Origin of the sequence: Motilimonas eburnea (assembly GCF_021295345.1) — a bacterium.
Lineage (GTDB): Bacteria > Pseudomonadota > Gammaproteobacteria > Enterobacterales > CBDFNC01 > Motilimonas > Motilimonas eburnea.
In genome coordinates, this window is sequence record NZ_JAIMJB010000001.1 from 239,392 (window position 1) to 262,401 (window position 23,010).

The window sequence follows — 23,010 nt, forward strand, 5'->3', positions numbered from 1 at the left end:
GATGGATAACGTCATTTTAAGAGCAATGAGTTGACCTATTTATAATGGCGATACTTGATACCGCAGTGGTCTAGGTAATCAAAGTGAAGGCTCAGGCGAGCTTGAAAATCTTGCCATTGCTTTTGCTCTGATTGGGTCCAAGCAACTTCAGCGCCGGCGAGTAATCGTGGGAATACCATATAATCAAATTGACTGTCGGTTCTGACAAACTCACTCCATAGTGCATATTGTACCCCCATAAGGCGCGCTTTCCCTTCGAGGGTTAAATCCTGATTGAGTGGTTCGTAATGATAAGCCTTATCTAACTCTATATCAGCCGCCCACGTGGTGCCAGGCTCCACTTCAGAGCGATCGTAAGCCATGTCGAGATAGGTGTACTGAGCTGGCGTTGCAATCACATGATAGCCATCGTTTGCCGCAGCAATGCTACTTTCCACCCCACGCCAAGCAAAGATGATGGCGTCTTTTTCTAGCTTGTCGCCATGGATGGCTTCTTCCCAGCCCATTAAGGTTTTGCCTTTTTGACGTAATCTGTCTTGAGCATACCTTAGTAGATGCCCTTGCAGCTCACGTAAGTCTTGATAGCCATTATCTTTAAGCATTTGTTGGCAATGCTGTGAGCCTTCCCAAACACCTTCGGGAACCTCATCCGCACCCACATGGAAGTAGGGGGCTGGGAAGATCTCTGCAAGCTCATCAATTACCGCGTCCAGAAATTGGTATGTTCCAGGTAAAGCCGGGTTGAGCACATTGTCATTATAAAATTGCACCGAGCAGTATTGTGATTGATCGGCTGGATCAAGCAATAACTCAGGGAGCGCTTTAATGGCCGCGCGTGAGTGGCCCGGAATATCAATTTCAGGGATCACTTGAATATGGCGTTTGGCGGCATAGGCGACGATTTCTTTGGCCTGCTCTTGGGTATAAAACCCACCGTAGGGCTCTGAGCCACTGCCAAATTGCGATTCAATGGCTTGTCCATGGCCACGAAAAGCGGCTTTTTCCGTTAAGGCTGGAAACGCTTTTATCTCAATTCGCCACGCCTCATCGTCGGTAAAATGCCAATGTAGGGTGTTGATTTTGTAGTAACTGAGTAAATCGATCACTTGTTTGATTTTGTCGACGCTTCTAAAGTGGCGAACACAGTCGAGCATAAAGCCGCGATAATTGAATCGAGGTTGATCCACTATTTGGCCACAAGGAAGATCCTGATTGGCATTGAGGCATTGGGCTAGGCTAGTCAAGCCATGACTAAAGCCGAGTCTGTCACTGGCGTAAATGGTGATCTTGCGATCAAACTGGATTTCGTAGCCTTGTGCGGGTATTTGCCCTTGCTGTTCACACACCACTTCAATGGCATTGTCTGGTTGTAAGCTGTGGTGTTGTAGCTGAGTGCTAAACACTTCCAACTCTTGCACTAGCTGCTCGGCGCCGGATACCCACACATTCGGTCGATTGGGGATGGTTCCCGCCGTTAAGCTTACTTTGTTAGGCAAAGGGATAACCGGGTAAGCCTGCGGCGCTGCCTGATTGAGGGGATCGCGCTTGCTGACTTCAACATGCGGTAAGATAAAGGGTGCAAATTCAACCTGGTGCAGTTGCTGCGTCGCTTGCTCTGTCAGGTAGATACCAGATGGTAAATCTGTGATTTTATTAAGCGCTAACTTATCGACTTGCAGGGTAAAATTAAAGGTGTCGCCTGGTGATAGCTGCGTCGAGGTTGCGGGTTTTAATTCGATAAAGCTACCATCTTGGCGCACTAGCTCAACATGACGACACTTTGTTGGCTCTAATAGTCCAACAAGAAATAGGTTAAGCGTCCAATCACAAATCGACGCTTGGCTGAGATTAGTTAAGGTAAAGTCAGCGTTGTAATTATTCTGACCGTTACGAAGTTCGGTTATTTCAAGTACGATAGCCAAGATAAGCCCCAAAAATAGTCAGCGTGCACAAGGCGTTAATGCACGCTGGGTTGATTCACTTGGCAATAAGCCAAGCGAAATTAACGATTACTTAAGTGTGATTGCTAGCATATACCAAGCGGCGTGTGGGATCCATTGCTCACCCCAACGCCAGTTTTGGAAAAAGTCATCCTTTTGTGCTTCAGGCACTAATGCGATGTCTCGTTCATTGTCAAAACCTGCGGTGACACCATTACAAATGCCGCCAGGTGCACTTGGATAGCCATCGACATACTCAGGATTGTTGTGACCGTGACCATAAAGCATACAAGCATCAAATGGATTTAAGCCTAACACCCAGTTAAGTTGCTGCTGGGCAAAGCTGCGCAATGACGATGCTAATTGTTCGTCACCGGCAAACACCTGTGCAGCCATTTTAGTGGCGGCGGCCAGTGAGCCTAAGCGTGCGTTTTCACCTTGCCACCAATAACCAGACTCATTGTTTTGTGCCACAAAGAATGAGGTGCGTGGTTTAGCTTGATCCACGGCTTTGATGTATTGACGCGCATACCCAAACGGGTTGGTCACTTCGGCAGTAATAGCCAGCTCAAACTCCACGGCCTTTTTAACGCTGGCAAGGGCTTGCTCACGTAATTGGCTATCGGGCTCAATTTGGCTGTACTCCAACAAGCTGATCACGGGTAGGCCAGCTTCTGCGGCATGGAAATAAGGGCGATCACTATCTTGCTCTACCACCCAGAAGTTTTCGACTTGCTCATCGCTAACTTGACGCTGTTGCAGACGTGCTGACCAGCGCTGAGCCTCAGCCAGGTATTCGCTGTTGTTGGTTGCTTTATACAGCTCAACCGCTGCAAGTAGTGCACAGTATTCGTCGATGATGTTTTCTTTGCCGTTATCACAATAACTAATGTTATGCGCGCAAAGGTGCGCGTAGGCTTTTTCTGCACAAGCTAAATATTGCTCAGGGCTAAATTCACCCTCGGCAGGTAGCCCAGATGCAGCGGCTAGGGCGGCAATGCTCACGCCTCCGCCTTGACGAAATGCGGCTTGCCACTGCTGTGTCTTGATGCCTTTTTGGGTTTCATAAGCACAAATATGGCGCTTGTTTACGTCCTTGCTCCACTGATCGAAAATGGTCATATAGAAATAACCTTCTTCATCGAGTACGCGGACTAAGAAGTCAGCACCGTGTAGGGCTTCGTCTAAAATACGTTTATTTAAGTTGACCTTAATGATGTCATCGCTGCTGCTTAGCTCACGATAACAACGTACTAAATTCCACGCCACCATAGGGATTTGCTGTGGATTTAGGTAGTTAGAGAAAGATAAGTGACTAAGGTATTTACTCATGTCGCCGCTGGCATCAAACCAGCCGCCGCGCACGTCTTTGGTACGGCTTTCATCTTCCCAAAACGGCATGTTTTGATCGGCTTTATCAAACTTACCAGAGCAGCGTTGGCCCTTGAAGTAGAACAAGTTATCAGACAGGGTACGGTTTAGTAACAGTTCGGGCGCGATAGTAAAACGGTGTGAGGTATAGCGCTGTCCTTCGCACTCAACCTCGAGGACGAACTCACCTTGTTGATCAAATTCACTGAAGTCTATCTTATAGAAATACCAGTCGCTCCACTGGTCAACTTGGCCTTGTGGCTCAACTTCGGCACTAAAAGTTACGCTTTTATCCTGGCATGAAATCAAAGAAGCCGGGCTCATCACAAGTCCGGCTTTTGCTTTGATGACTGCCACTTTATTTGCGCCTACTTGATAACCAATATGGTTAGTCAATAGTTGCATGGCAGGATCCTTAATTATTTTGTTCTACTTACTCGTGCAAGAAACAACGAACGAAGTGGTTAGGTGCAATCTCTTTTGGCTCAGGTAGCGCTTGATTACACTTATCCATGGCTTGTAGACAGCGGCCAGAGAACGGACAACCTACACTTTCAGGGGTCCAAAGTGGAATTTCACCCTTACGACCACCTTCAAGGTTGTCGTGGATACTCTTCTCTGGATCCGGTACTGCAGACATCAATAGCTGCGTGTAAGGGTGTGCAGGTTTTTGTAGTACTTCATCTACTTCACCCCATTCAACTAGGTGTCCTACGTACATTACGCCGATATCTTCTGCTAAGTAACGCGCAGTGGCGATATCGTGAGTGATGTACATCATAGAGATGCCGTCGTTTTTCATGTCTTCCATTAGGTTTAAAACACCTAGACGGATAGACACGTCAAGCATTGAAGTCGGTTCATCGGCAAGGATGATTTCAGCTTCAACCGCTAGGTTACGTGCAATGTTAACACGCTGACGTTGACCACCAGATAATTGGTGCGGGAACTTCTCAGCGGTTTCTTTTGCAGGCGTTAGACCTACGCGCTCAAGTAGGGCGTAAATACGCTCAGGTAGCTCAGCCTTGCTGCTTACTTTTTTGTGCAGTAGCAGCGGGCGCGCTAGGTGATGGAAAATTGTGTGCGTTGGGTTCAAAGAGCCAAATGGGTCTTGGAAAATCATTTGCACGCTTTCACGGTATTCCATCAAAGATTGTTTTTGATTGAACTCATCGATATCACGGCCGTGATACTTAACCGTACCTGCGGTGCGGCTGTACATTTTTGCGATGATTTTTGCACTGGTTGATTTACCTGAGCCTGATTCACCTACGATGGCGAGTGCGCGGCCTTTGTATAGGTTGAACGATACATCGTTCAACGCGCGCATGTGGCTCTTTTTCAACGCGTTAGCATTGATTGGGAAATCTTTAACCAGATTTTTTACTTCGATTATTGGATTATTATTGCTCATAATGCTTCTCTCAATGCTAGCCCTGAACCGGTTGCTGCTCTAATGATTTGATATCCACTACGCCATCTTTGTGTAGATGACACGCAGAGAATTCACCTGGCGCAATCTCAGTTAGTGTACAGTACTCTTTACGGCAGACGTCCTTAACATAAGGACAACGAGCTTGGAAACGACAGCCTACTGGTACTTCAAACAGGTTCAAAGGTGTACCTGGAATACCCACTAGACGTTTCTTCTCACCGTGTAGAGGAGGGAACGCATTACCCAAACCTTCGGTGTATGGATGGTTTGGTTTAGTTAAAATGTTCTTCGCTGGCGCCACTTCTGCAAGCTCACCCGCGTACATGATACCGATGCGGTCACAGAACTCGACCATTAAGCTGATATCGTGGGTGATGAACAGAATAGAGAAGCCAAACTCTTCTTTTAACTGGTAAATCTTTTGCAAAATTTCACGCTGAACCACTACGTCAAGAGCTGTAGTCGGCTCATCCATGATGATGAGTTTTGCGTTAAGGGCCAGAGCGATTGCAATAACGAGACGCTGACGCATACCACCCGAGAATTGGTGTGGGTAGTCGCTTAGACGGCTAGGGTGAATATCAACCACTTCAAGTAGCTGACCTGCACGCTTAATACACTCTTGACGCGTCATGTTAGTGTGCGCAAGTAGTACGTCACAGAATTGCTCTTCCAGAGTTAAAACAGGGTTTAAGCTGTTCATCGCACTTTGGAATACCATGGCCGATTCTTTCCAACGGTATTGACGTAGTTGCTCATCATCGAATTTCAGAATATCGCGACCATTAAAGATGATCTCACCGCCAGAGATAAACGCAGGTGGCTTATGCAGACGACATACAGAGAAAGCAACGGTTGATTTACCACAACCTGACTCACCTGCTAAACCGAATACTTCACCGCGGCCGATATCGAAAGATACATTGTTTACTGCGCGCACATCACCGTTAGCTGTAATGTAGTCAACACAAAGGTTGCGCACAGATAATTGAACTTCTGACTTATCATGAACTGATGCGTTAGCTTGATTTACACTCATGATGCTGCTCCTTCTTGTTGCTGTAGTGCTTCTGCTTCTTTTTGCGCAGTGATTTGCTTCCAACGTTTTAGACCAACGTGTGAACGTAGTTGTGGGTTAGCAATTTCATCAACCGCGAAGTTAAGTAGGGCAAGACCTGCACCCACACAAGCGATTACAACAATTGGAGAGAACACTTCCCAGTATGCACCGATGTGAATAGCTGAGGTTTTTTGCATGTTAAATAACTGAGTACCCCAAGTTACTGAGGTTGGGTCACCTAGGCCTAGGAACTCTAGCGTTGCTTGAGTCATGATGGCGTAGATAACAGAACCGATGAAGCTTGCACCGATAATTGAAATCAAGTTAGGTAGGATTTCAATTAGGATGATGCGCCAAGATGGTTCACCTAATACTTGTGCTGCTACCACGAACTCTTTCTCACGTACGGCTAGGGTTTGTGAACGAACAACACGTGCGCCCCAAGCCCAGGAGGTGAGACCGATTATCATGGCAATGACCATCGGAGACACCTCCCCGATAAAGGCCGCCAGTACCATCAAGAGTGGCAGTTGTGGGATAACCAGCATGATGTTCATTAATGAGCTTAAGGTTTCATCGATAACACCGCCAAAGTAACCCGCTGTGATACCAATCGCTACCGCCATGGCGACAACGATGATACCGGCACCGAAACCAACAGCCAGTGACACGCGACCGCCGTATAGGGTTTGTGCAAATACGTCACGCCCCATACGCGTTGAACCTAATACGTGCTCAGAGCTTGGCTCTACGTGAGATTTAGTCACACGTTTGCCTGGATCATATTGCGTGATAAAAGGCGCAAAAACCGAAATAACGATAAAGAAAAACACAATACATAGACCGGCAAGGGCCTTGTTATTACGCGTTAATAATTTGATAAAGTCCATAATTACTTACCACCTTTACGAAGACGAGGATCTAAGAATACATACAGCACGTCGGCTAAGAAGTTAAACGCTAGCATGAACACGGTCATGATAAGTAACTGGCCTTGGATTAGCTGGTAGTCACGGTTGATAATGGCGTTATAAAGTACTGAGCCAAGACCTTGGTAGTTGAAGATAACCTCAACAACTAGCGCACCACCTACAACGAAACCTAGCGCCATAGAAAGGGCGGTTACACTTGGTAGGATGGCATTTCGCGCACCGTAGTTTAACATCACGCGAGTATTTGATAGGCCTTTTGCCTTACCCATGGTGATGTAGTCTTCGTTAAGTAAGTTAATCATGTTGTTACGCATTGGTACCAAGAAACCACCTAGCTGTACGATAAAGATACAGAAGATTGGACCAATGGAATGGTGAAGTACGTTTTTGATGAATTCCCAGCTAAAGGTAGGCGTTAGCTCAGGGTCGTACGCGTAGCTGATTGGGATTAAGTCCCAAGTTACACCAAGGGAGAACAGTACAACGATACCAAACACCAACTGAGGTGTGGCTTGTAGTACCAGAGATAGGGGCGACGCGAAGCTGTCGAACTTACCACCACGGTACCAAGCGGCAACAATACCCAGTGTCGCACCGAAGATAAACGCAAGTACAGTTGCTGTACCTGTTAGGAACAGAGTCCACCAAAATGCGTTACCCAGTACTTCTGCAACGGGCATGTTACTGAAGAAGGTTGAGTTACCTAGCTCTAATGTGAATACATCACCTAGGTAAGTAAAAAACTGTTGATAAAGAGGTTGATCGACACCGAAGGTCAAACGTAAGTTTGCAATTTGCTCAGCGGTAAATCTTGCACCTTGGGCAAGCATCGCATCAACTGGATCACCGGGCATCATGCGCGGTAAGAAGAAGTTAATTACTACGGCTACCAAAAAGGCACCAAAGTAAAAGACGAGACGTCTTAATATAAATCCCATATCTCTACACCTATTTTATTGCTTCTATTCGGGTCACTCTAGCTGTTTCCAGATGTGTATCCAAAAGGGGATACGCGAGTGTAAAAGGGTCGAATAAGAAGGTTTACGTTAAAGTAAAGCCCCTCCCGGGGGAGAGGCTTGGTTTCTTAGTCAGTTAATTATTTAACTGGCTTAAGATTTAGTACGTGAAGTAGACGCTCTGGCGTATCAGGCCATACTACTGGACGTGCTTGTGGGTTGCTTTCGTTGAACCAACCAGTGAAACGCTTAGTGTTGTACTGGTAGTTGTAGTTCGTGCTCATCGCAGCCATAGTCGTTTGGTTAGAACCAATCTTCTCTTGGATTTGGTAAACAATCTTCAGCTTCTCGTCTTGGTCGCCAGTTTTGTTGAAACCGTCGATTAGGGCGTCAAGCTCTTTGTCTACGTTGTGGTGACCACCGAAACGCGCTTTGTCCATTTGCTCTGAATGGAAAGCCGTGTTGTAGTACATGTATGGATCTGGACCTGCGAAGTAGTTAGTGAACTGAGCATCGAAGTCCGCAGACATAACTTTCTCGTTTAGGATAGAGAACTCAGGAGTAGAAACGCTTGCGTTAATGCCCACTTCTTGTAGGCCTTCAACACCGATTTGTACTGTGTTTACGAAGTCAGACCAACCGTTTGGTACTAGGATCTTGAATTCGATCTTAGAGCCGTCTTTGTTTTCTACGAAACCGTCACCGTCAACGTCTTTGTAGCCAGCTTCTTTAAGAAGTTTCTTAGCGCCTTCGATGTTGAATTTGCTGTACTTACCGTACTTAGCAGCTACATCTGGGTTAGCCCAAGCTTTAAATTGGTCACCTAGTGCATCTGGGTATTCGTTTACAGACCAGTAGCCGTAACCAGCGATGTCTACGATAGCTTGACGGTCAAGGGCCATAGAGAATGCACGACGGAAGTTTACGTCGTTGAACGCTTTAGCGTTGTTCTCGTTTGGAGTCTTGAAGTTAACCATGAAAGATGCAGAACCAGCCGCTGGGAACCAGTAGTGGTAGTGTTTGTTTTGGCTAACAAGTACACGGTCGATATCTGGAATGAACGCAGAAGTCCAGTCTAGGTCGCCTTTGATAGCAGCAGCAAGTAGCTGGTCGTTGTTAGCAAGCTGTGGCATCTTGATACAGTCAACAGCTAGCTTGTCAGCTTCGTAGTAGTTAGGGTTACGACACTGAACGTATAGTTGTGGAGTGAACGTATCTACTTGAGTGAAAGGACCAGTACCTACTGGGTTTTCGTTAGCAAAAGTAGCTAGGTCAGCTTGCTTAGAGAATACGTGCTCAGCAACGATAGGTGCGCGAACGATTTCAGAAACAACGCCAGTGTTAACTTCAGCTAGCTCTACAGCTACTTTGAAGTCGTCAACTTTTTTAACGCCAGAGATTTTAGAACCGATACCAGCTACGTCGAAAGCACCGCCTTCAGCAGCTAGACCTAGAGAGTAAACTACGTCATCAGCGTTGAAAGATTCGCCGTCAGACCATTTAACGTCTTTCTTCAGTTCGAAGAAAACAGTTTTTAGGTCTTCAGAGAAGTAATGTTTGTTAGCTAGACGGTAAACAACTTCACCACCTTTGATTTCGTTTACGATAAGTAGTGGCTCGTAAATGAATTGGTTTGTTGTAGCTAGACGTGAAGTAACAGTAAGTGGGTTGAAGTTACGAACCCAAGCAGGTTTCATTTCTGAAACAAGAGTAAGCGTTGCTTTTTCAGCAGCCATAGCTGGAGCTGAGATAGCACCTGCCATCATAGTAGCACCCATTGCTACTGCGGTAGAAATTTTCGTTAACTTAGCAAGCATAACAATTCCTTTTCCATTCCTTGTATATGAGAAGCGAACAAACTTTGATCCTTTTGGACCTCCGCTTGTCCAACCGCTGGTATTTTGAGTTCCTTTGTCTTATCGACAAATGACTCGATTAATGTTTGTCACCAACGGGCTATATAACACCAATTTCAGCGCCAACACGCAAATGTTTTTGTCGTCGATTTCGTTAAGCGTGAAGCAACTCACGTTAATCTCGCCGTTAACTATATTTAGTTGTTTTAAAACAATCACTTAGCTTTTTTCTTGATGCAAATAAAGCGACCAAAATTGAATCGTTTTTGATCACAATCTAAGGGTTTGTGAGTTAGGTCACGTTCAAAATGAGAATCGATATTAAAGAGAGATTATTGACAAGTTTGAGACTTGTGATCCTGATCACCCCGTAAGGGTATGATCAGGATAGAGAGTTTAATTTTCTGATTTGTTGACTTGTGATCTTAGGGCGGCTTTGGCTTGCTCTAGGGTCTCTTTTTGCTCAGGCGTTAATTTACAGTGTGATAAAACGTATTCAGCGGTGCTTAATACGGTGCGCCAACGAGGGGATTTTGGCAGCGTGTCTATTTGTAAATATTTATCCAGAGTTCGGGTTTGCAGTGAACTTCGATCTAAATAGACTCGCCAAAGCTTGCTTTTTTCCGCTAGCTCTATCTTGGTTTTACCTGTGGACTCTTGCCAAAGTTCAAGTGCTGTTTTCATGGTGTCGACAATTTGATTGCGTAGTCGGTCGCCATCGTTATCACTGCTTAGTTTGTCGGCAAGCTTGGCAAAGTCAGGCCCTAACGCACGTAACTCGTTAATCAAATGCTGATCTGTGGTTAGTACGTATTTGGATAACGAATTGATAGCACTGGTTAATGCAGCGACTTTCTCACTGCTGTGACGCGGTTGGCGCACGCCATCTGCTTGTGGCATGCAGTGAAAAATAATACTCCAGCCTCGCGAAACCCCATTACTGGTAGGTGAAATTGTCACCATTTCACTAAATGGCCCGCTGGTACCTTTACATGCCAGTTCAAATACTTGTACTTCACTTTTGTGATTATGGTTGGCTTCCAGTTGAGCTTTGAATGGCGTAACAAGTAATTGATCGATATGCGTGTTCGCCAATAAATCTTGCTCAATATCAAATAACATCGCAGCGCCGCTGCTGGCAAAGTCGATGGTGCCTTGGGCGGTGATACTCAAAATGGCTTCGTCAGCTTCTTCCAACATGGTTAACAGCTTGGTTTGAGTATGATGTAGGCCTCGCTGGGTGTTGATATGCTGGGAGATCTCTTGTTTCAGTAATTTATTTTCAATGCGATGGTCATTGGCCAGTTTGGCTTGAATGTGCGCGTTAATACGTGCGTAAAGCTCATCTTTACAAAAGGGTTTGACGAGGTAGTCATTGGCCCCGGCTTCAAACCCTTCAAGTAGATCTTTAGGCTGATTTAATGCCGTTAAAAAGATCACGGGCAGGGTGAGACGATCAAAGCGTTCACGTACCTTCTGGCAGAGCTCAAAACCAGTCATGGTTGGCATCATAATGTCCACCAACATCAAGTCAGGCTTTTCAACTTCTAGCACGGCTAAGGCTTCTTGGCCATCTTGGCAACAATAAACGTGATAACCCTGCAAGGTTAATAGATTTTGCATGATTTGCAGGTTAATGACTTCGTCATCCACCACTAAAATGGTATGGGCATCTTCAGCAATGGGGGTAATGGGTTTAGGTTTCGTGGCGATGGGCTTAAGATCAAGGGCTTCATCAAGTACTAAATGGCTTTGCGGACTCGCCACCGCTTTTAACGGCGTTTCCTGTTGATTTTCATGTACTGGTAAGGTGAAGCTAAAGACAGAGCCAAGATCCGGTTTACTGGTCACACTCAGCTCACCATGCATTAAGTTAACCAATTGTTTGCTGACGGATAAACCCAGTCCGTAGCCTGATTTGGCATGATTTCTGTTATTACGGATTTGCACCAGAGGCTCAAAAATATGTTTGAGCTGCTCTTCCGTCATACCGATGCCCGTATCGGTAATGGTAATGCGCAAGTAGTCATCAAAGGTTTCTACTTCGAGTACCACCTTACCTTCGGGTGTGTATTTGATGGCATTACCTATCAGGTTATATAACACTTGCTCGAGCCTGAGCTCATCAGCGTAGACCACGGGTAAGTCATCGGGGCAGTGGTTAATTAAGCGCAGTGGCTTGTTGCCTGTCAGATGGTGGCAAAGCTCAAACACCAAATTAATAATGGATTTAAGGTCGATGGCTTGCAGCTTGATAGGCAATTGGCCATAACGCATTTTGTGATAATCCAATAAATCATTGACCAAACGCGCTAATCCTTCACTGCTGCGAATGATCATCGACAGCTGTTGGCGCTGTGCTTCGCTGAGTTCGCCTGCACTCCCTGCGATCATGGATTCGGCCATGCCGACAATGCCATGGATAGGTGTTCTTAATTCATGGGAGGTATTGGCTAAAAACTCATCTTTGAGCTTATCCGCCTGTTGCAGCTCTTCATTTTGTTGTTGAATTAATTCAACCTGGCTTTCTAACTCTTGCTTTTGCTGATTGATTAATTGTAATTTTTCTCTGACGGAATACTGCATATGGGCAAAGCTGTGGGCTAAGCGGCAAATTTCGTCGCCTTCGGGGTTAGCGCCGCGAATGGGTTTTTCTAGGTCGCCCGCTGCCACCAACTCTGCCGACCAAGTTAAATTAAGTAACGGCGCGGTAATGGTATTGGATAACCAGCGCGAGAACATAATAAACAGCAACACCGAAAAGAACGCAAAAGAGAGCACTAGCTTTTCAAGTTGCCGGGTGAGGGCAAAGGCTTCATCGACCGATATCTCTGAAATTAATGCCCAAGATTGACCAAATACATCGATCTCAGTATAAGCGGCCAATACCTCTTCATTACGATAGCTATCAAAGCGTCCGGCGCCATTTTCACCGGCTAAAGCTTGGTTGACGGGCTCTGAGTTCATCGCATATTGGCGCTGAGTAAAACTATTAATGACGGAATAGTCTGGCGTTAGCCCTAGCGAGGAGCGCAGCTGGTGATCTTGACCTACAACAAAGGTTTCGCCCGTTTCTCCTAATCCTTCGCGGTCGCTCATTAAGGTGTTAAGGCCTGCGTTGGCGACTTCAAAAATAATCACACCACGCACATAGGAATGTTGCATGATGGGTAAGCTAAGATAAGCCACGACTTCATTGGTGAGGGGGTTGAGTGAAAAGTCGGTAAAGTGAAAAAGCTCAGAGGGATTCTTAACCTGATCCATTTGGATCTTAAGCTTTTGAAATGACTCTGCTAATGCCGATGATTTATATTGACCTGTAATCAGGTTGGTGCCCCAACTGGCTTGCTTGGTGACCGAATAGACCACATTGCCATTTTCATCCACCAGCAAAATATCGGAAAAATCTGACTCGCGTACCAGTTTGGCGTATTCTTTGTGATATCTCAGGTGGACCCGTTTATATAAGCCGTCGCCTTGATCAACGGATTTAAATTTATCGTCGCCATCAAAAGTAATCCCTTCACGGTATTGATCCCAACTGCCGGGCTCAAATAATTGCTGGGCGTTAAGCCGCGCACTCTCAATGCTCACACCAAGGCGCTCAAATGCAGCACTAAAACCATAAAAACGACCGATGGAGGCTTTTGCAAAATCCGATTGTGAAAATAAGCTCGCTTGTTGTTTTAGTTCTCTAAAGTAGTCACTGACTTGGCTTTTTTTGATTTCGCGAACAGAAATAAGGTGGCTGGTGGTTTGCTGGGTTAAATCTTTGGAATAGGAATATAAAAACAGAATAGAAATAGTTGAAAAGGGCACAATGCTGAACATTAAAAATGCCAGCATGAGTTTAGAGCGCAATCCGGTGAGTTTTCTTTTTTCAACCATGAGGTGTTTTCATTCTCCGATGTATCGAGCACTCTCGATAAATGATGCCCTGATCCTTGGCCATCATGGGTTGTTAACCTGATGAGCAGTTTAGCCTTGCTTACTTTCTGCCTGCTGTGAAAAATACAGTTAGCAGGATCTTGTTCTCGCTAACTGACAAGAATGTTAATCATTTCTTGGTGCGTTAACTGACAAAAAACAGGCAGTAGGTATTAGTCTCTCAGAAAAAAGGGCTAGTTTTCAATCAGAACAACAGGGCATACTGTCACAAAATTATAAAATTGTTTCGAGGTTTAGCATGTATCACTATCGTTTAATCCTAACCTGCCTGTTAGTGATGATTTTGTATTTAGCATGGCACACAATTTGGGTGTTGCCGCTAAAAGTATTAGTGGTGTATTTCCACGAATTTAGCCACGCGCTAATGACGTGGTTAACAGGAGGCTCGGTGGTGAGCTTTGTGGTTGCGCCTGATCAATCCGGCCATGTTATTTCTCAAGGCGGCAGTCGTTTTCTCATTTTGTCGGCGGGCTATCTTGGCTCTATTTTATGTGGGGCCTTGTTATACCGTTACAGCCACATTAATAACCTGTTATGGCTAATGGTTGCGGTATTGCTTTTCGTTGGCCTGTTTTTCTTTGGCTCTTGGTTTACCTTACTGTTTAGTCTCATCAGTGCTCTTGGTTTTGCTTTGTGCCGCTGTTACTTCTCACGATTTTGGCAAGCGAGTGTATTGCAACTGATCGGTTTAGCCAGCTTGTGTTATGTGCCTTACGATGTCTTCCAAGATACCATCATCCATGCCAATTTGATGTCAGATGCGGCCATGCTGGCTCAAGAGTTTTTTGGTTTTACTTGGTTTTGGGGCGGATTGTGGACTTTGTGTAGTCTTGTGGTTTTGGTGTGGGCGTTGAGCAAACCGCCCCAAGGAATTTCCACCCAATCTAAAGGGGCGTAATGGCTGAGCCGACAGGGTAATACCATATTCCTAGCGCCCCAATGGCCGCCGATCTGGTTATTCATTGATCTAAACCAAACACGGTTGTTGGGGACTCTGCGCTATTTCACAGAAATTTTTCTTTATCCTGCCACAGTAGTCGCTTATCACTCGATGACATGCTCAACCTCTAGGGCCTGTTGACCTTTTGAGCTTGTTTTTGCAGCGATTTGTTGGGTATTTATACAAAACAATCGTTGTGGGCAGCATCTTTGTAGCATAGTCATCTATGTGAAAAGGCGCTAACGCAGTAGAAATGACCAACAAACGCTGTCCTTCGGATTCGGCTAAAAGCGTTTTGTGCGTCGTTGAGCAGTATTTACTTAGAATGCTAAGCTACACACTGCTCGCCTTGCTCAAAACGCTTTTAGACAGGGTGTCTCCCACTCGAACAAAAATTAACCGCGAAAGGTCAACAGGCCCAAGCAGGGATAAGGATATATGAAAACTTACAGTAAATATTTGTTACCTATCTTGGCTCCTTTAATCATCTTATTGATGCCTTTGTCCTGGTTTCCCATTGATCAGCTCACCATCGCCGAACAAAGAATCATCGCCTTATTTGTTCTTGCCGCCTTATGTTGGGTACTTGAGCCTATTCCCATTTATGCCACTTCGGTATTGATCATCGTGTTAGAGCTGCTATTGGTTTCTGATAAAGGACTGTGGTTTACAAAAATTCCCAGCCCCGATTTAGGCACCTTATTGAGCTATAAAGACATTATGGCTACCTTTTCGTCACCCATCATCATGCTGTTTTTAGGCGGGTTTTTTCTTGCGATGGCGGCGACTAAGTATCGTTTAGATGTCAATCTGGCTAGGGTGTTACTCAAGCCTTTCGGCCAACAGCCTAAATTTGTCATGTTAGGGTTAATGGTGATCACGGCCACCTTCTCTATGTTTATGAGCAATACCGCTACGACCGCCATGATGCTGGCCATTTTAACGCCGGTATTGGCCGTGTTTGCAAAAGACGATCTAGGCAAAGTGGGTTTTGCCTTGGCCATTCCTGTGGCCGCGAACGTGGGTGGCATAGGCACACCCATAGGTACGCCGCCCAACGCCATTGCACTTAAGTATTTAGTCGGGGATAACTTGATCACCTTTGGTGAATGGATGGCTTTTGGCGTGCCCTTTGTGATCATACTGCTGTTTATTTCTTGGTTGTTATTAAGCTATTTGTTTCCAGCGGAAACCGACAAAATTAACCTAGAAATTAAAGGACGATTTTTAAAAACGCCTCAAGCCATCATTGTCTATGTGACCTTTACCCTGACCATTTTACTTTGGTTGATGGGCGGTATTCACGGTATGAATGCCTATGTGGTGGCCTTGATCCCAGTGGCGATTTTTTCCGTCACTAAAATTATTACCAAAGAGGACTTAAAAAAGATTTCTTGGGATGTGTTATGGCTGGTGTCCGGCGGTATTGCCCTCGGACTTGGTTTAGAAAAAACCGGTCTGGCGGCCAATGCCGTTGCCGCTATCCCATTTGGTGAGTTTTCGCCCTTGGTGATTATCGCTGGGGCTTCGCTGTTGTGCTTGTTGATGGCCAATTTCATGTCTCATACCGCCACGGCTAACTTGTTGATGCCGATTGTTGCCGCGCTGGGGATGTCGATGCATTCCTTATTACCTTATGGTGGCCAAGTCGCCTTGATTTTATGTGTGACCTTTGCCGCTTCGTTAGGCATGTCACTGCCCATCAGTACTCCGCCTAATGCCCTTGCTCATGCCTCTGGGCACATAAATACTCAGCAAATGGCTAAGGTGGGCGTGAGTATCGGTATCATCGGCTTGTTGATGACCTTTGCCATGGTCTATGTGCTCCAGCTGATTGGGTTTATCTAATGCAACATAATGGCGATATCAGTGCGGCGATTGAACAGTTACAACAGCGATACTTTTTAGCGCCGACCCGTCAATTGACCCTAAAGTCTGGTGAGCTGCTGTTAGAGCAGGGCCAAGCCAATGAACGTTTGTATTTGTTATTAAAGGGGCGTTTAACGGCGTATTACCGTGTGGATGAACACAGTGAGTTTATCGAATTAAACCAATTTACGCCCTTATCTTTTACCGGCGTTCATAGTTTCTTTTCGGGCTCATACCAAGCGAGATTTCGGGTGGTGGCCACGTCTGATTGCCAGCTGGCGTACCTTGATAAACATGTTAAAGCGAAACAGCAAGAGACCTTTGGCACCTTAGAGCAGCAATTCATGCCTGTGATAGTTAACGAGTTATCCCAGCGCCAGATCTTAGCTATAGATGCACAAATTGAGCATACGTTGGCCCAGCAGCGAGTCATGCAAGCCGAAAAGATGTCGACCATAGGTCAGCTCGCGGCGGGGTTATCTCACGAGCTGAATAATGCGCTCGGGGCTATCTCTGCCAAAAGTGCCTATTTTGAGCGTTTTATGGATGCCCATTTTGCTCAACACTTTGCATCCCAACATCACTATTTTCGTGCCGGATTAGACTCGAAACGCCCACCAGACAGTAAAACCTTACGTGAGCGGGGCAAGTTGTTTGAGAAAAAGCTAGGTGTTGGCCGCGATCAAGGTAAGGCATTGGCGCGCATTTTTAATCATGAAGACGACGTACTGGCATTAGGCAAGGGGTTTCTACAACGTCTTGATGAATACGCCGACTTTTGGCAACTGGGGCGCGATTTTCGAGAGTTAAAATATGCGGTTAACCATGCGACTGGCATCATCAAATCGGTGCGTTTATTGGGGGTCAGTGATACCGAGCGCAAATTTGGTTTAGACATGAATGAAACCATCAATCATGCGTTAGATTTAATGAGCAGCCATAGCCGTGCGATTCAAATTCGCGTGCAAGCGGGGGAATTACCCTTGATCACGGCCAGCCACAGTGAATGGGTGCAAGTGTGGGTCAGCTTGATAAAAAATGCCTATGAAGCCTTGTTAAGCCAGCCTAATCCTGAGCCGATGTTACGGATCAAATCTTATCATAAACACGACTGCATCTATGTCGAGGTAACGGATAATGGACCGGGGATTGCCCCTCATCTTATCCGCCATATTTTTCAGCCCGATATGACGACAAAAAAAGGCGGCTTGTCGTTTGGATTAGGGTTGGGGTTATCTATCTGCCAAAGAATTATTTCGAGTTATCAAGGTAACTTAAGTGTGACGAGTGAACCCGGTCAGACTTGTTTTACGGTTGCCTTGCCTATAGGGGGAAACAATGACAACAATTAACATTATTTGCGTTGATGATCAGCGCGAAGTGTTATCGGCCGTGGTGCGTGATTTAGCCCCGCTGGCAAGCTATTTTAATATCGAAGAATGCGAGTCGGCAGGGGAATGTGAAGAGCTGTTGGACGAGCTTGATGCCAATGGTGAACGAGTGGCATTGATCATTTCCGATCATGTTATGCCGGTCAAAACCGGCGTCCAGTTATTAACGGACTTGGCTAATGAGCCCAGATTTCGCAGCATTAGAAAAATATTATTAACGGGCCTTGCGACCCATGCCGATACCATTAAGGCCGTCAACCAAGCCCATATCGACCATTACTTAGAAAAGGCGTGGGATGGTGCTGAGCTGCTGCAAATCAGTAAACAGTTATTGACGGAATTTGTGGTTGAGCAAGGCTTAGATTATCAAGATTATTTGAGCGTATTGGATGCGCCTACCTTGTATAAGTTGATCCAATAATACAGGGGTAAGCAACGACTGCGATACCAAACCCTTTTGCAACAGATTTAGCTATCGCTTTAGTTAAGCGTAAGACAAGGCCGACGACCATGGTGATATCAAGGTTAATTGATCCGCCATGGTCGAGCTTAAAAATGCTTATTCGTAAGTGGGGTAGTAGTAATGTAATGATGCAAAGGCGGTATATTTTACGTTTGTTTTTACTTGTAAATCCGCTAGGGCCTCATCATAGTGCATGCCGCCGGCGCCACTGATGGCGACGGTTTTACCCCGTAGCGCGCCTAGGATATCCCCGGAGCCGGTGACGTTAACATGAGATTTAGGCGCATACACCGAGGCATACATATCGGTATCGCCAGCAAGGGTAATGCCTACGTCGTTGTCACGGGCACTGGCATAGGAAGAATAAATGGACACGGGAGGCTTACCTGTATTGGTAATGCTGCCTTTGGCGACCACTTGGCCCGAAGAGCCTATGTTGACCTTGCCTTCGACAAAGATGGTTAAGGAGCTGCCCGCGGCGATATCGATTCTAGGACCACCGCCGCTGGTGGTGAGATCGCCCTTGATGACCAGCACCACATCGCCTCCACTGATGTTAATTTTGCCATTTTTTACCGCTAAGTTATCAAACACATGCACCTTGGTTGATTCGCCTAGTATGTCTAAAGATTGCGCGGCTTTATCAACAATGAAGTTGTCAGCTTTGCGGTCGTACATTTCGGCATTATCTGGCGTAAACTCGTATGCGCGGTCGGCGGTTTCCCAATGGTTGGTGTCCATGGTGCCGTTACTGTTGAATTTAGAAAAACCAGCCATCTGAGTCGCGATGTTCATGGGATCACATGGCGGGGCGCTAAAGTCGGGTAACCAGAGGTTAGGGTCTTTTAGTACCGATTGGGCTAAGGCGCTTTGATCGCCGCCCGCCAGATCATCCCCCCCATAGGTTAGGCTGCCGTTGATCTTTGTATCTGAATGATAATCGATATTGCCACCAATGGTGCCATTGCCACCGATTTCTAACCCAGACACAGTCAAATTCCCACCGGCGCTAAAGTCACCAGTGAGGCGGTTATTACCGCCACCACTGACATTAATATTGCCCACCGCATTCACATTACCAATTAATTCCGATGAGCCAGTACTGCTAAAATCACCGTTGACATTGATATTGCCGTAGATAGGGGCATCCCCGTTTAGCGCAATATCCGCATTGCTGTTGATGGTCATCACACTGGCATTGTGGGCATTATTGTTCTCGCCGTATTGGCCGTTTTTCGAGTTATAGCTGTCGATTTTACCACTGCCTGATAAGTCGATACCGTCGCAGCCCACCACGCCATCCTCAAAGATGGATTGCTTGTCGTCTACGTTGACCTTCGCGTTAAGATAAGCCACTGCGCCTTGGTAGGTGCCTTTACTGACAAAGCTCAGCAGCGTGCCATTTAAGCTGACCGACTCCAGGCTAAATTCACCTGCAATACTTCTGCCGGGAATGCCATTGGCAATGGTGGCTAAGCTGCTATCCAGTTCATTTTGTTCTTTAATGTAGGAGAAGCTGTTAAAAATGCCTTTTTCTGCGAGCATGCGGGCATTGACTTCTTTTTGTTGATTACCACCTATCTGTTCTTGTAAGCGGTTTTCGGCAATACCGCCTAAGGCAACTAAGGTGGCCACTATGGTGACGATTAATACCGTGACCAAGACATATCCCTGCTGTTGATTGTATCTGTTCATGATTGACTCCAGCTAACTTGCTCACGGGGCGGTGATCCTCGCGAGAATTTTTTGCCGCAGTGCTACAGTAAACGTAATTCCATCAGTGCCTAACGATGCAGGCATGCCGGTTACCTTAATTGAGACATTCACTCCTTCAGTCCCAATAGCTTGCAGTGTAAAGTTTTCTACGTTGAGGGCAATCAGTTGATTACCTATGCCATCATCACAAAATAGCCCAGCTCCGTTACTGTAAAAGCGGTCACTGGTGCCATTGATGCGGGTGTTACCTAAGCAGCTGACCACTTGATCACCTGCAGATATATTGTTGTAACTGACTAATAACTCGCCAAAGCCATTTAATGTACTCACGCTGATGTTGTCACTTTGCCTGACACTGCGGGTGATTAAGTTAAATGCGCCGCGCAGTGACTCTTGGGCTTCAGATAATGAGCGCGTGGTACTTAATGTACTTTTTAATGAGCTATACACACTGGTACAGGCAAGTATTAGCACTAGCCCCAATAACATGGCGATGAGTAGTTCAATGAGGGTGAATCCGCGTTGGGATTGGCTGTTTGTTATCATCTCATCACCTAATCGCACACGTCGGGGAAGTTAGCAATTAGCGTCAGCTTGTTATTGTCTGCTTCGTCTATCTTGCTATCTGTCCAAGTGAGTTCAATTTCTGTACTTAATGCGAAACTGACGCCGGGTTTACCTGCGGTGACGCTGTAGTCGGAGGGCAGGGCGGTCTGCCAAGTGTTAACGATACTGGTGTATTTAGCGGGGGTGGTTTTGGCAGCGCATAAATCCAACCAAATACTATCGACCAAATTGTGGGCGCGGATAGTGGAAATGGTGTAATAAAAACTTGATTGGGCTGCCTGAAGCATTTTTATCTCTAATAAAGCAATGCCAAGTAGCGCAATCACGGCGACGATGGTGGCTATCATCACTTCAAATAAACTAAATCCTTGTTGATTTTGCCGTAATTGATATTGCTTCATTAGCTGCAAGCTCCTTCTTGGAGCTGACTTTGGCCGCTTGATAGCACACAAAGGTAGCGAGTATTGGTGGTGTCGGTAATTTTAAAGCTGGCTGATGTCGTCAACGCCCCCGTTCCCAATATTTTAATTTCATTACCCGTCACTGTGACACTGGAATGAGGCGCGCCGGCTTGTTGTAATACTATGTTGTTCACATCCAACACCTGCCAACCTTTTGCCCAGCTGCTGTCGATGGGCACGAGGCGCATTGGCGCGGCGGATTTAATGGCTTCACTGCGCGCATAGCGATAGGCGTTGTAGAGGTTATTGGTGGCGTTGGTAAAGCGCTCTTTACTCATGATAACTTGATAACCAGGGACGGCGACAAACATTAAAATCATCGCGATGGCGATGGTGATCATCAGTTCAATCAAGTTGAATCCGTAAGAAAAGGCAGCGCTTGTTTTCATCTTCATCCCCCCATTACTGCCAGCAGTGTGTTTTGTCTGCACCAAGCACACCGGCTTGATTAATCGTTAAGGTGCCACACTCGTCACTGCTTTGTGCTGTGTCAGGTGTGGCTGTTAAAGTGAATAAGTCCGGATCTGAGCTTGTTGTTAAAGAAAAAGTGTAGCTACTTGGCACTGAAATTGATGGCACGGCACTTGGGTAGACGCCTTGGCGGGCATAGCTGCGCTCAAATATTTGTGCCATTTCGGTGAGCGCCATTTGGGCATCCACGCGATTTGATGTCATGACATGGGCGCGATAGCTAGGCAAAGCTATCGCGGTCAATATCCCAATGATAGCGACGACGATGAGTACTTCGATTAAAGTGAAGCCATTATTTTTCATATAGATTGTCTGGTTTTTCACAAAAAAGTTGCTTATTTCAAGTATAGGAGGTTACTGAGTAAGATCATTATTTATTGTTCAAGAGTGTGAAATAGGTTTCATACTTTTCTAATACTTTTGATCAAAAAAGTCAGTGGGCGGCTCTAGATCAATAAAAGGCGAGTTTGTTGATCTTTAAACTGGTCGGATGAGTTTGCTTTTTGTACAATGTGTCCATTCCATTTTAATGTTGAGGTCGTTCGAGATGTATCAAGCATACGGTTTAGTCAAGATTATGGGTCGCAGAGCCTTGGTGATTTTAGGTTATCTTGCCTTATTGCCTTGTCTGCCTTTTATTAAACAACCTGCCAAGTACACCAGTGTGCTGTATCGCATGTGGATAAAAACCAGTAATAAGCCCGTTTGGATCCAGCGTAGTGAGGAAGTTGGCCCGTTATATTAGGGCTGCTCAAGACGTTCATTTTTGGCCGTTGGCTTGCTTAGCTTGGTGTGTTTACCGTTATAATAAGTGCTCTAACCAAACATGGAATTAAGGAGCTCCCTTGGCGGTTTCTGCTACAAAGTTGGAAGGTGCGCTGAACCAATTATTATCAGCACACAAAATCAAAGATTATTGTCCCAATGGCTTACAGATAGAAGGTAAGCCACAGATCCAAAAAGTGATTACTGGGGTGACGGCGTGTCAAGAGCTGATAGACATAGCGATTGCCAAGCAAGCCGATGCCATTTTGGTTCATCACGGTTACTTTTGGAAAGGTGAGCCTGAGCCCTTGAAGGGGATGAAACGCGCTCGTATCGCAGCATTATTACAACACGACATCAATTTGTTTGCCTACCATCTCCCTTTAGATGTGCACCCTGAGCTGGGCAATAATGCGCAACTGGCCAAATTACTTGGCGTCACCTTACGTCGCGGCCTTGAGCCTTGGGATCCCATGAGTGTGGCGCAAGTGGGTAAGTTCGATGAGCCTATTTCGCCCCAGCAATTAACTCAGCGTTTACAACAAGCTCTGCAACGAGACCCCCTTTGGATTGATGGCAATAAAGAGACGATCCGCTCGGTTGCTATCTGTACTGGAGGTGGACAAAGCTATATCGACTTAGCCGCCAGTCAAGGTGTCGACGCGTTTATCAGTGGTGAGATATCTGAACGCACCGTTTACACGGCCCGAGAAATGAATATCCACTACTTTAGTGCTGGTCACCACGCCACTGAGCGTTATGGAGTACAAGCCCTGGGCGAATGGCTAGCTCAGCAATACGCCTTAGATGTTGAGTACGTAGAAATCGACAACCCGGTATAACAGGAAGGGAATAGGCGGCTTTAGCGG

At 45.9% G+C, this 23,010-nt stretch carries 19 protein-coding genes; 6 read left to right on the forward strand and 13 right to left on the reverse strand.

The genetic code is table 11. From position 1 onward, the window contains the following. Positions 1 to 35 precede the first annotated feature (35 nt). From K6Y21_RS01140 to K6Y21_RS01175, 8 genes are all read right to left on the reverse strand, one after another. A complete protein-coding gene (locus tag K6Y21_RS01140; protein ID WP_233069756.1) occupies positions 36 to 1,922 on the reverse strand; it encodes a beta-N-acetylhexosaminidase in 1,887 nt (628 codons plus the stop codon). An 87-nt stretch (positions 1,923 to 2,009) separates the two neighbouring features. Further along, positions 2,010 to 3,716 carry a glycoside hydrolase family 9 protein gene (locus K6Y21_RS01145; RefSeq protein WP_233069757.1) on the reverse strand — a complete coding sequence of 569 codons (1,707 nt, stop codon included), beginning with the start codon at positions 3,714 to 3,716 and terminating at the stop codon, positions 2,010 to 2,012. Between the two features lie 28 nt (positions 3,717 to 3,744). Next, on the reverse strand, positions 3,745 to 4,725 hold the full coding sequence (locus K6Y21_RS01150) for an ABC transporter ATP-binding protein (RefSeq protein ID WP_233069758.1): 981 nt from the start codon (positions 4,723 to 4,725) through the stop codon (positions 3,745 to 3,747). 16 nt (positions 4,726 to 4,741) lie between these two features. Continuing rightward, positions 4,742 to 5,785: an ABC transporter ATP-binding protein gene (locus K6Y21_RS01155; protein ID WP_233069759.1), complete on the reverse strand. Its 1,044-nt coding sequence runs from the start codon at positions 5,783 to 5,785 to the stop codon at positions 4,742 to 4,744. Beyond that, positions 5,782 to 6,696, reverse strand: coding sequence for an ABC transporter permease (locus tag K6Y21_RS01160; RefSeq protein WP_233069760.1), 915 nt, complete (start codon positions 6,694 to 6,696; stop codon positions 5,782 to 5,784). The genes K6Y21_RS01155 and K6Y21_RS01160 overlap by 4 nt, the downstream gene beginning before the upstream one ends. Before the next feature lie 2 nt (positions 6,697 to 6,698). Further along, positions 6,699 to 7,676 (reverse strand): ABC transporter permease, encoded by a 978-nt coding sequence (locus K6Y21_RS01165; protein ID WP_233069761.1) that lies wholly within the window; start codon positions 7,674 to 7,676, stop codon positions 6,699 to 6,701. Positions 7,677 to 7,834: 158 nt separating this feature from the next. Continuing rightward, positions 7,835 to 9,391: an ABC transporter substrate-binding protein gene (locus tag K6Y21_RS01170; protein WP_233069762.1), complete on the reverse strand. Its 1,557-nt coding sequence runs from the start codon at positions 9,389 to 9,391 to the stop codon at positions 7,835 to 7,837. Between the two features lie 555 nt (positions 9,392 to 9,946). Then, positions 9,947 to 13,438 (reverse strand): hybrid sensor histidine kinase/response regulator, encoded by a 3,492-nt coding sequence (locus tag K6Y21_RS01175; RefSeq protein ID WP_233069763.1) that lies wholly within the window; start codon positions 13,436 to 13,438, stop codon positions 9,947 to 9,949. Between the two features lie 298 nt (positions 13,439 to 13,736). Between K6Y21_RS01175 and K6Y21_RS01180 the strand changes: the two genes are divergently transcribed. The 4 genes from K6Y21_RS01180 to K6Y21_RS01200 all read left to right on the forward strand — a co-directional run bounded on the left by K6Y21_RS01180 (position 13,737) and on the right by K6Y21_RS01200 (position 18,119). After that, the gene (locus tag K6Y21_RS01180) at positions 13,737 to 14,396 is read left to right on the forward strand and encodes a M50 family metallopeptidase (protein WP_233069764.1); all 660 of its coding nucleotides are present in this window, start codon (positions 13,737 to 13,739) and stop codon (positions 14,394 to 14,396) included. Positions 14,397 to 14,876: 480 nt separating this feature from the next. Further along, a complete protein-coding gene (locus K6Y21_RS01190; RefSeq protein ID WP_233069765.1) occupies positions 14,877 to 16,286 on the forward strand; it encodes an SLC13 family permease in 1,410 nt (469 codons plus the stop codon). Further along, positions 16,286 to 17,659, forward strand: coding sequence for an ATP-binding protein (locus tag K6Y21_RS01195; protein WP_233069766.1), 1,374 nt, complete (start codon positions 16,286 to 16,288; stop codon positions 17,657 to 17,659). Before K6Y21_RS01190 ends, K6Y21_RS01195 begins: the two co-directional genes overlap by 1 nt. Beyond that, positions 17,646 to 18,119 carry a response regulator gene (locus K6Y21_RS01200; RefSeq protein WP_233069767.1) on the forward strand — a complete coding sequence of 158 codons (474 nt, stop codon included), beginning with the start codon at positions 17,646 to 17,648 and terminating at the stop codon, positions 18,117 to 18,119. The genes K6Y21_RS01195 and K6Y21_RS01200 overlap by 14 nt, the downstream gene beginning before the upstream one ends. 138 nt (positions 18,120 to 18,257) lie before the next feature. Here the strand turns inward: K6Y21_RS01200 and K6Y21_RS01205 are convergent, their stop codons facing one another. Genes K6Y21_RS01205 through K6Y21_RS01225 form a run of 5 tightly spaced genes read right to left on the reverse strand, consistent with a single transcriptional unit; the run spans position 18,258 to position 21,700 of the window. Continuing rightward, positions 18,258 to 19,856 (reverse strand): pilus assembly PilX family protein, encoded by a 1,599-nt coding sequence (locus tag K6Y21_RS01205; protein WP_233069768.1) that lies wholly within the window; start codon positions 19,854 to 19,856, stop codon positions 18,258 to 18,260. Between the two features lie 21 nt (positions 19,857 to 19,877). After that, entirely contained in the window at positions 19,878 to 20,423 is a 546-nt protein-coding gene (locus K6Y21_RS01210; RefSeq protein ID WP_233069769.1) for a PilW family protein, read from the reverse strand. A gap of 8 nt (positions 20,424 to 20,431) precedes the next feature. Then, positions 20,432 to 20,845, reverse strand: a complete 414-nt coding sequence (locus K6Y21_RS01215; protein ID WP_233069770.1) for a type IV pilus modification PilV family protein — start codon at positions 20,843 to 20,845, stop codon at positions 20,432 to 20,434. Next, positions 20,845 to 21,294 (reverse strand): GspH/FimT family pseudopilin, encoded by a 450-nt coding sequence (locus tag K6Y21_RS01220; RefSeq protein ID WP_233069771.1) that lies wholly within the window; start codon positions 21,292 to 21,294, stop codon positions 20,845 to 20,847. Before K6Y21_RS01220 ends, K6Y21_RS01215 begins: the two co-directional genes overlap by 1 nt. 13 nt (positions 21,295 to 21,307) lie before the next feature. Next, positions 21,308 to 21,700, reverse strand: coding sequence for a type IV pilin protein (locus K6Y21_RS01225; protein WP_349629448.1), 393 nt, complete (start codon positions 21,698 to 21,700; stop codon positions 21,308 to 21,310). Positions 21,701 to 21,923: 223 nt separating this feature from the next. On the opposite strand from K6Y21_RS01225, the gene K6Y21_RS01230 reads away from it, so the two are divergent. Beyond that, on the forward strand, positions 21,924 to 22,121 hold the full coding sequence (locus K6Y21_RS01230; RefSeq protein WP_233069772.1) for a DUF2517 family protein: 198 nt from the start codon (positions 21,924 to 21,926) through the stop codon (positions 22,119 to 22,121). A gap of 100 nt (positions 22,122 to 22,221) precedes the next feature. Then, positions 22,222 to 22,983, forward strand: coding sequence for a Nif3-like dinuclear metal center hexameric protein (locus K6Y21_RS01235; protein ID WP_233069773.1), 762 nt, complete (start codon positions 22,222 to 22,224; stop codon positions 22,981 to 22,983). The last annotated feature ends 27 nt before the right edge of the window (positions 22,984 to 23,010 follow it).

What these genes read in the sequence shown, in the direction of transcription:
- K6Y21_RS01145 (WP_233069757.1), bottom strand. Translation starts at nt 3,716, where the DNA reads ATGCAACTATTGACTAACCATATTGGTTATCAAGTAGGCGCAAATAAA.
- K6Y21_RS01150 (WP_233069758.1), bottom strand. Translation starts at nt 4,725, where the DNA reads ATGAGCAATAATAATCCAATAATCGAAGTAAAAAATCTGGTTAAAGAT.
- K6Y21_RS01155 (WP_233069759.1), bottom strand. Translation starts at nt 5,785, where the DNA reads ATGAGTGTAAATCAAGCTAACGCATCAGTTCATGATAAGTCAGAAGTT.
- K6Y21_RS01160 (WP_233069760.1), bottom strand. Translation starts at nt 6,696, where the DNA reads ATGGACTTTATCAAATTATTAACGCGTAATAACAAGGCCCTTGCCGGT.
- K6Y21_RS01165 (WP_233069761.1), bottom strand. Translation starts at nt 7,676, where the DNA reads ATGGGATTTATATTAAGACGTCTCGTCTTTTACTTTGGTGCCTTTTTG.
- K6Y21_RS01170 (WP_233069762.1), bottom strand. Translation starts at nt 9,391, where the DNA reads ATGAAACCTGCTTGGGTTCGTAACTTCAACCCACTTACTGTTACTTCA.
- K6Y21_RS01175 (WP_233069763.1), bottom strand. Translation starts at nt 13,438, where the DNA reads ATGGTTGAAAAAAGAAAACTCACCGGATTGCGCTCTAAACTCATGCTG.
- K6Y21_RS01180 (WP_233069764.1), top strand. Translation starts at nt 13,737, where the DNA reads ATGTATCACTATCGTTTAATCCTAACCTGCCTGTTAGTGATGATTTTG.
- K6Y21_RS01190 (WP_233069765.1), top strand. Translation starts at nt 14,877, where the DNA reads ATGAAAACTTACAGTAAATATTTGTTACCTATCTTGGCTCCTTTAATC.
- K6Y21_RS01195 (WP_233069766.1), top strand. Translation starts at nt 16,286, where the DNA reads ATGCAACATAATGGCGATATCAGTGCGGCGATTGAACAGTTACAACAG.
- K6Y21_RS01200 (WP_233069767.1), top strand. Translation starts at nt 17,646, where the DNA reads ATGACAACAATTAACATTATTTGCGTTGATGATCAGCGCGAAGTGTTA.
- K6Y21_RS01205 (WP_233069768.1), bottom strand. Translation starts at nt 19,856, where the DNA reads ATGAACAGATACAATCAACAGCAGGGATATGTCTTGGTCACGGTATTA.
- K6Y21_RS01210 (WP_233069769.1), bottom strand. Translation starts at nt 20,423, where the DNA reads ATGATAACAAACAGCCAATCCCAACGCGGATTCACCCTCATTGAACTA.
- K6Y21_RS01215 (WP_233069770.1), bottom strand. Translation starts at nt 20,845, where the DNA reads ATGAAGCAATATCAATTACGGCAAAATCAACAAGGATTTAGTTTATTT.
- K6Y21_RS01220 (WP_233069771.1), bottom strand. Translation starts at nt 21,294, where the DNA reads ATGAAAACAAGCGCTGCCTTTTCTTACGGATTCAACTTGATTGAACTG.
- K6Y21_RS01230 (WP_233069772.1), top strand. Translation starts at nt 21,924, where the DNA reads ATGTATCAAGCATACGGTTTAGTCAAGATTATGGGTCGCAGAGCCTTG.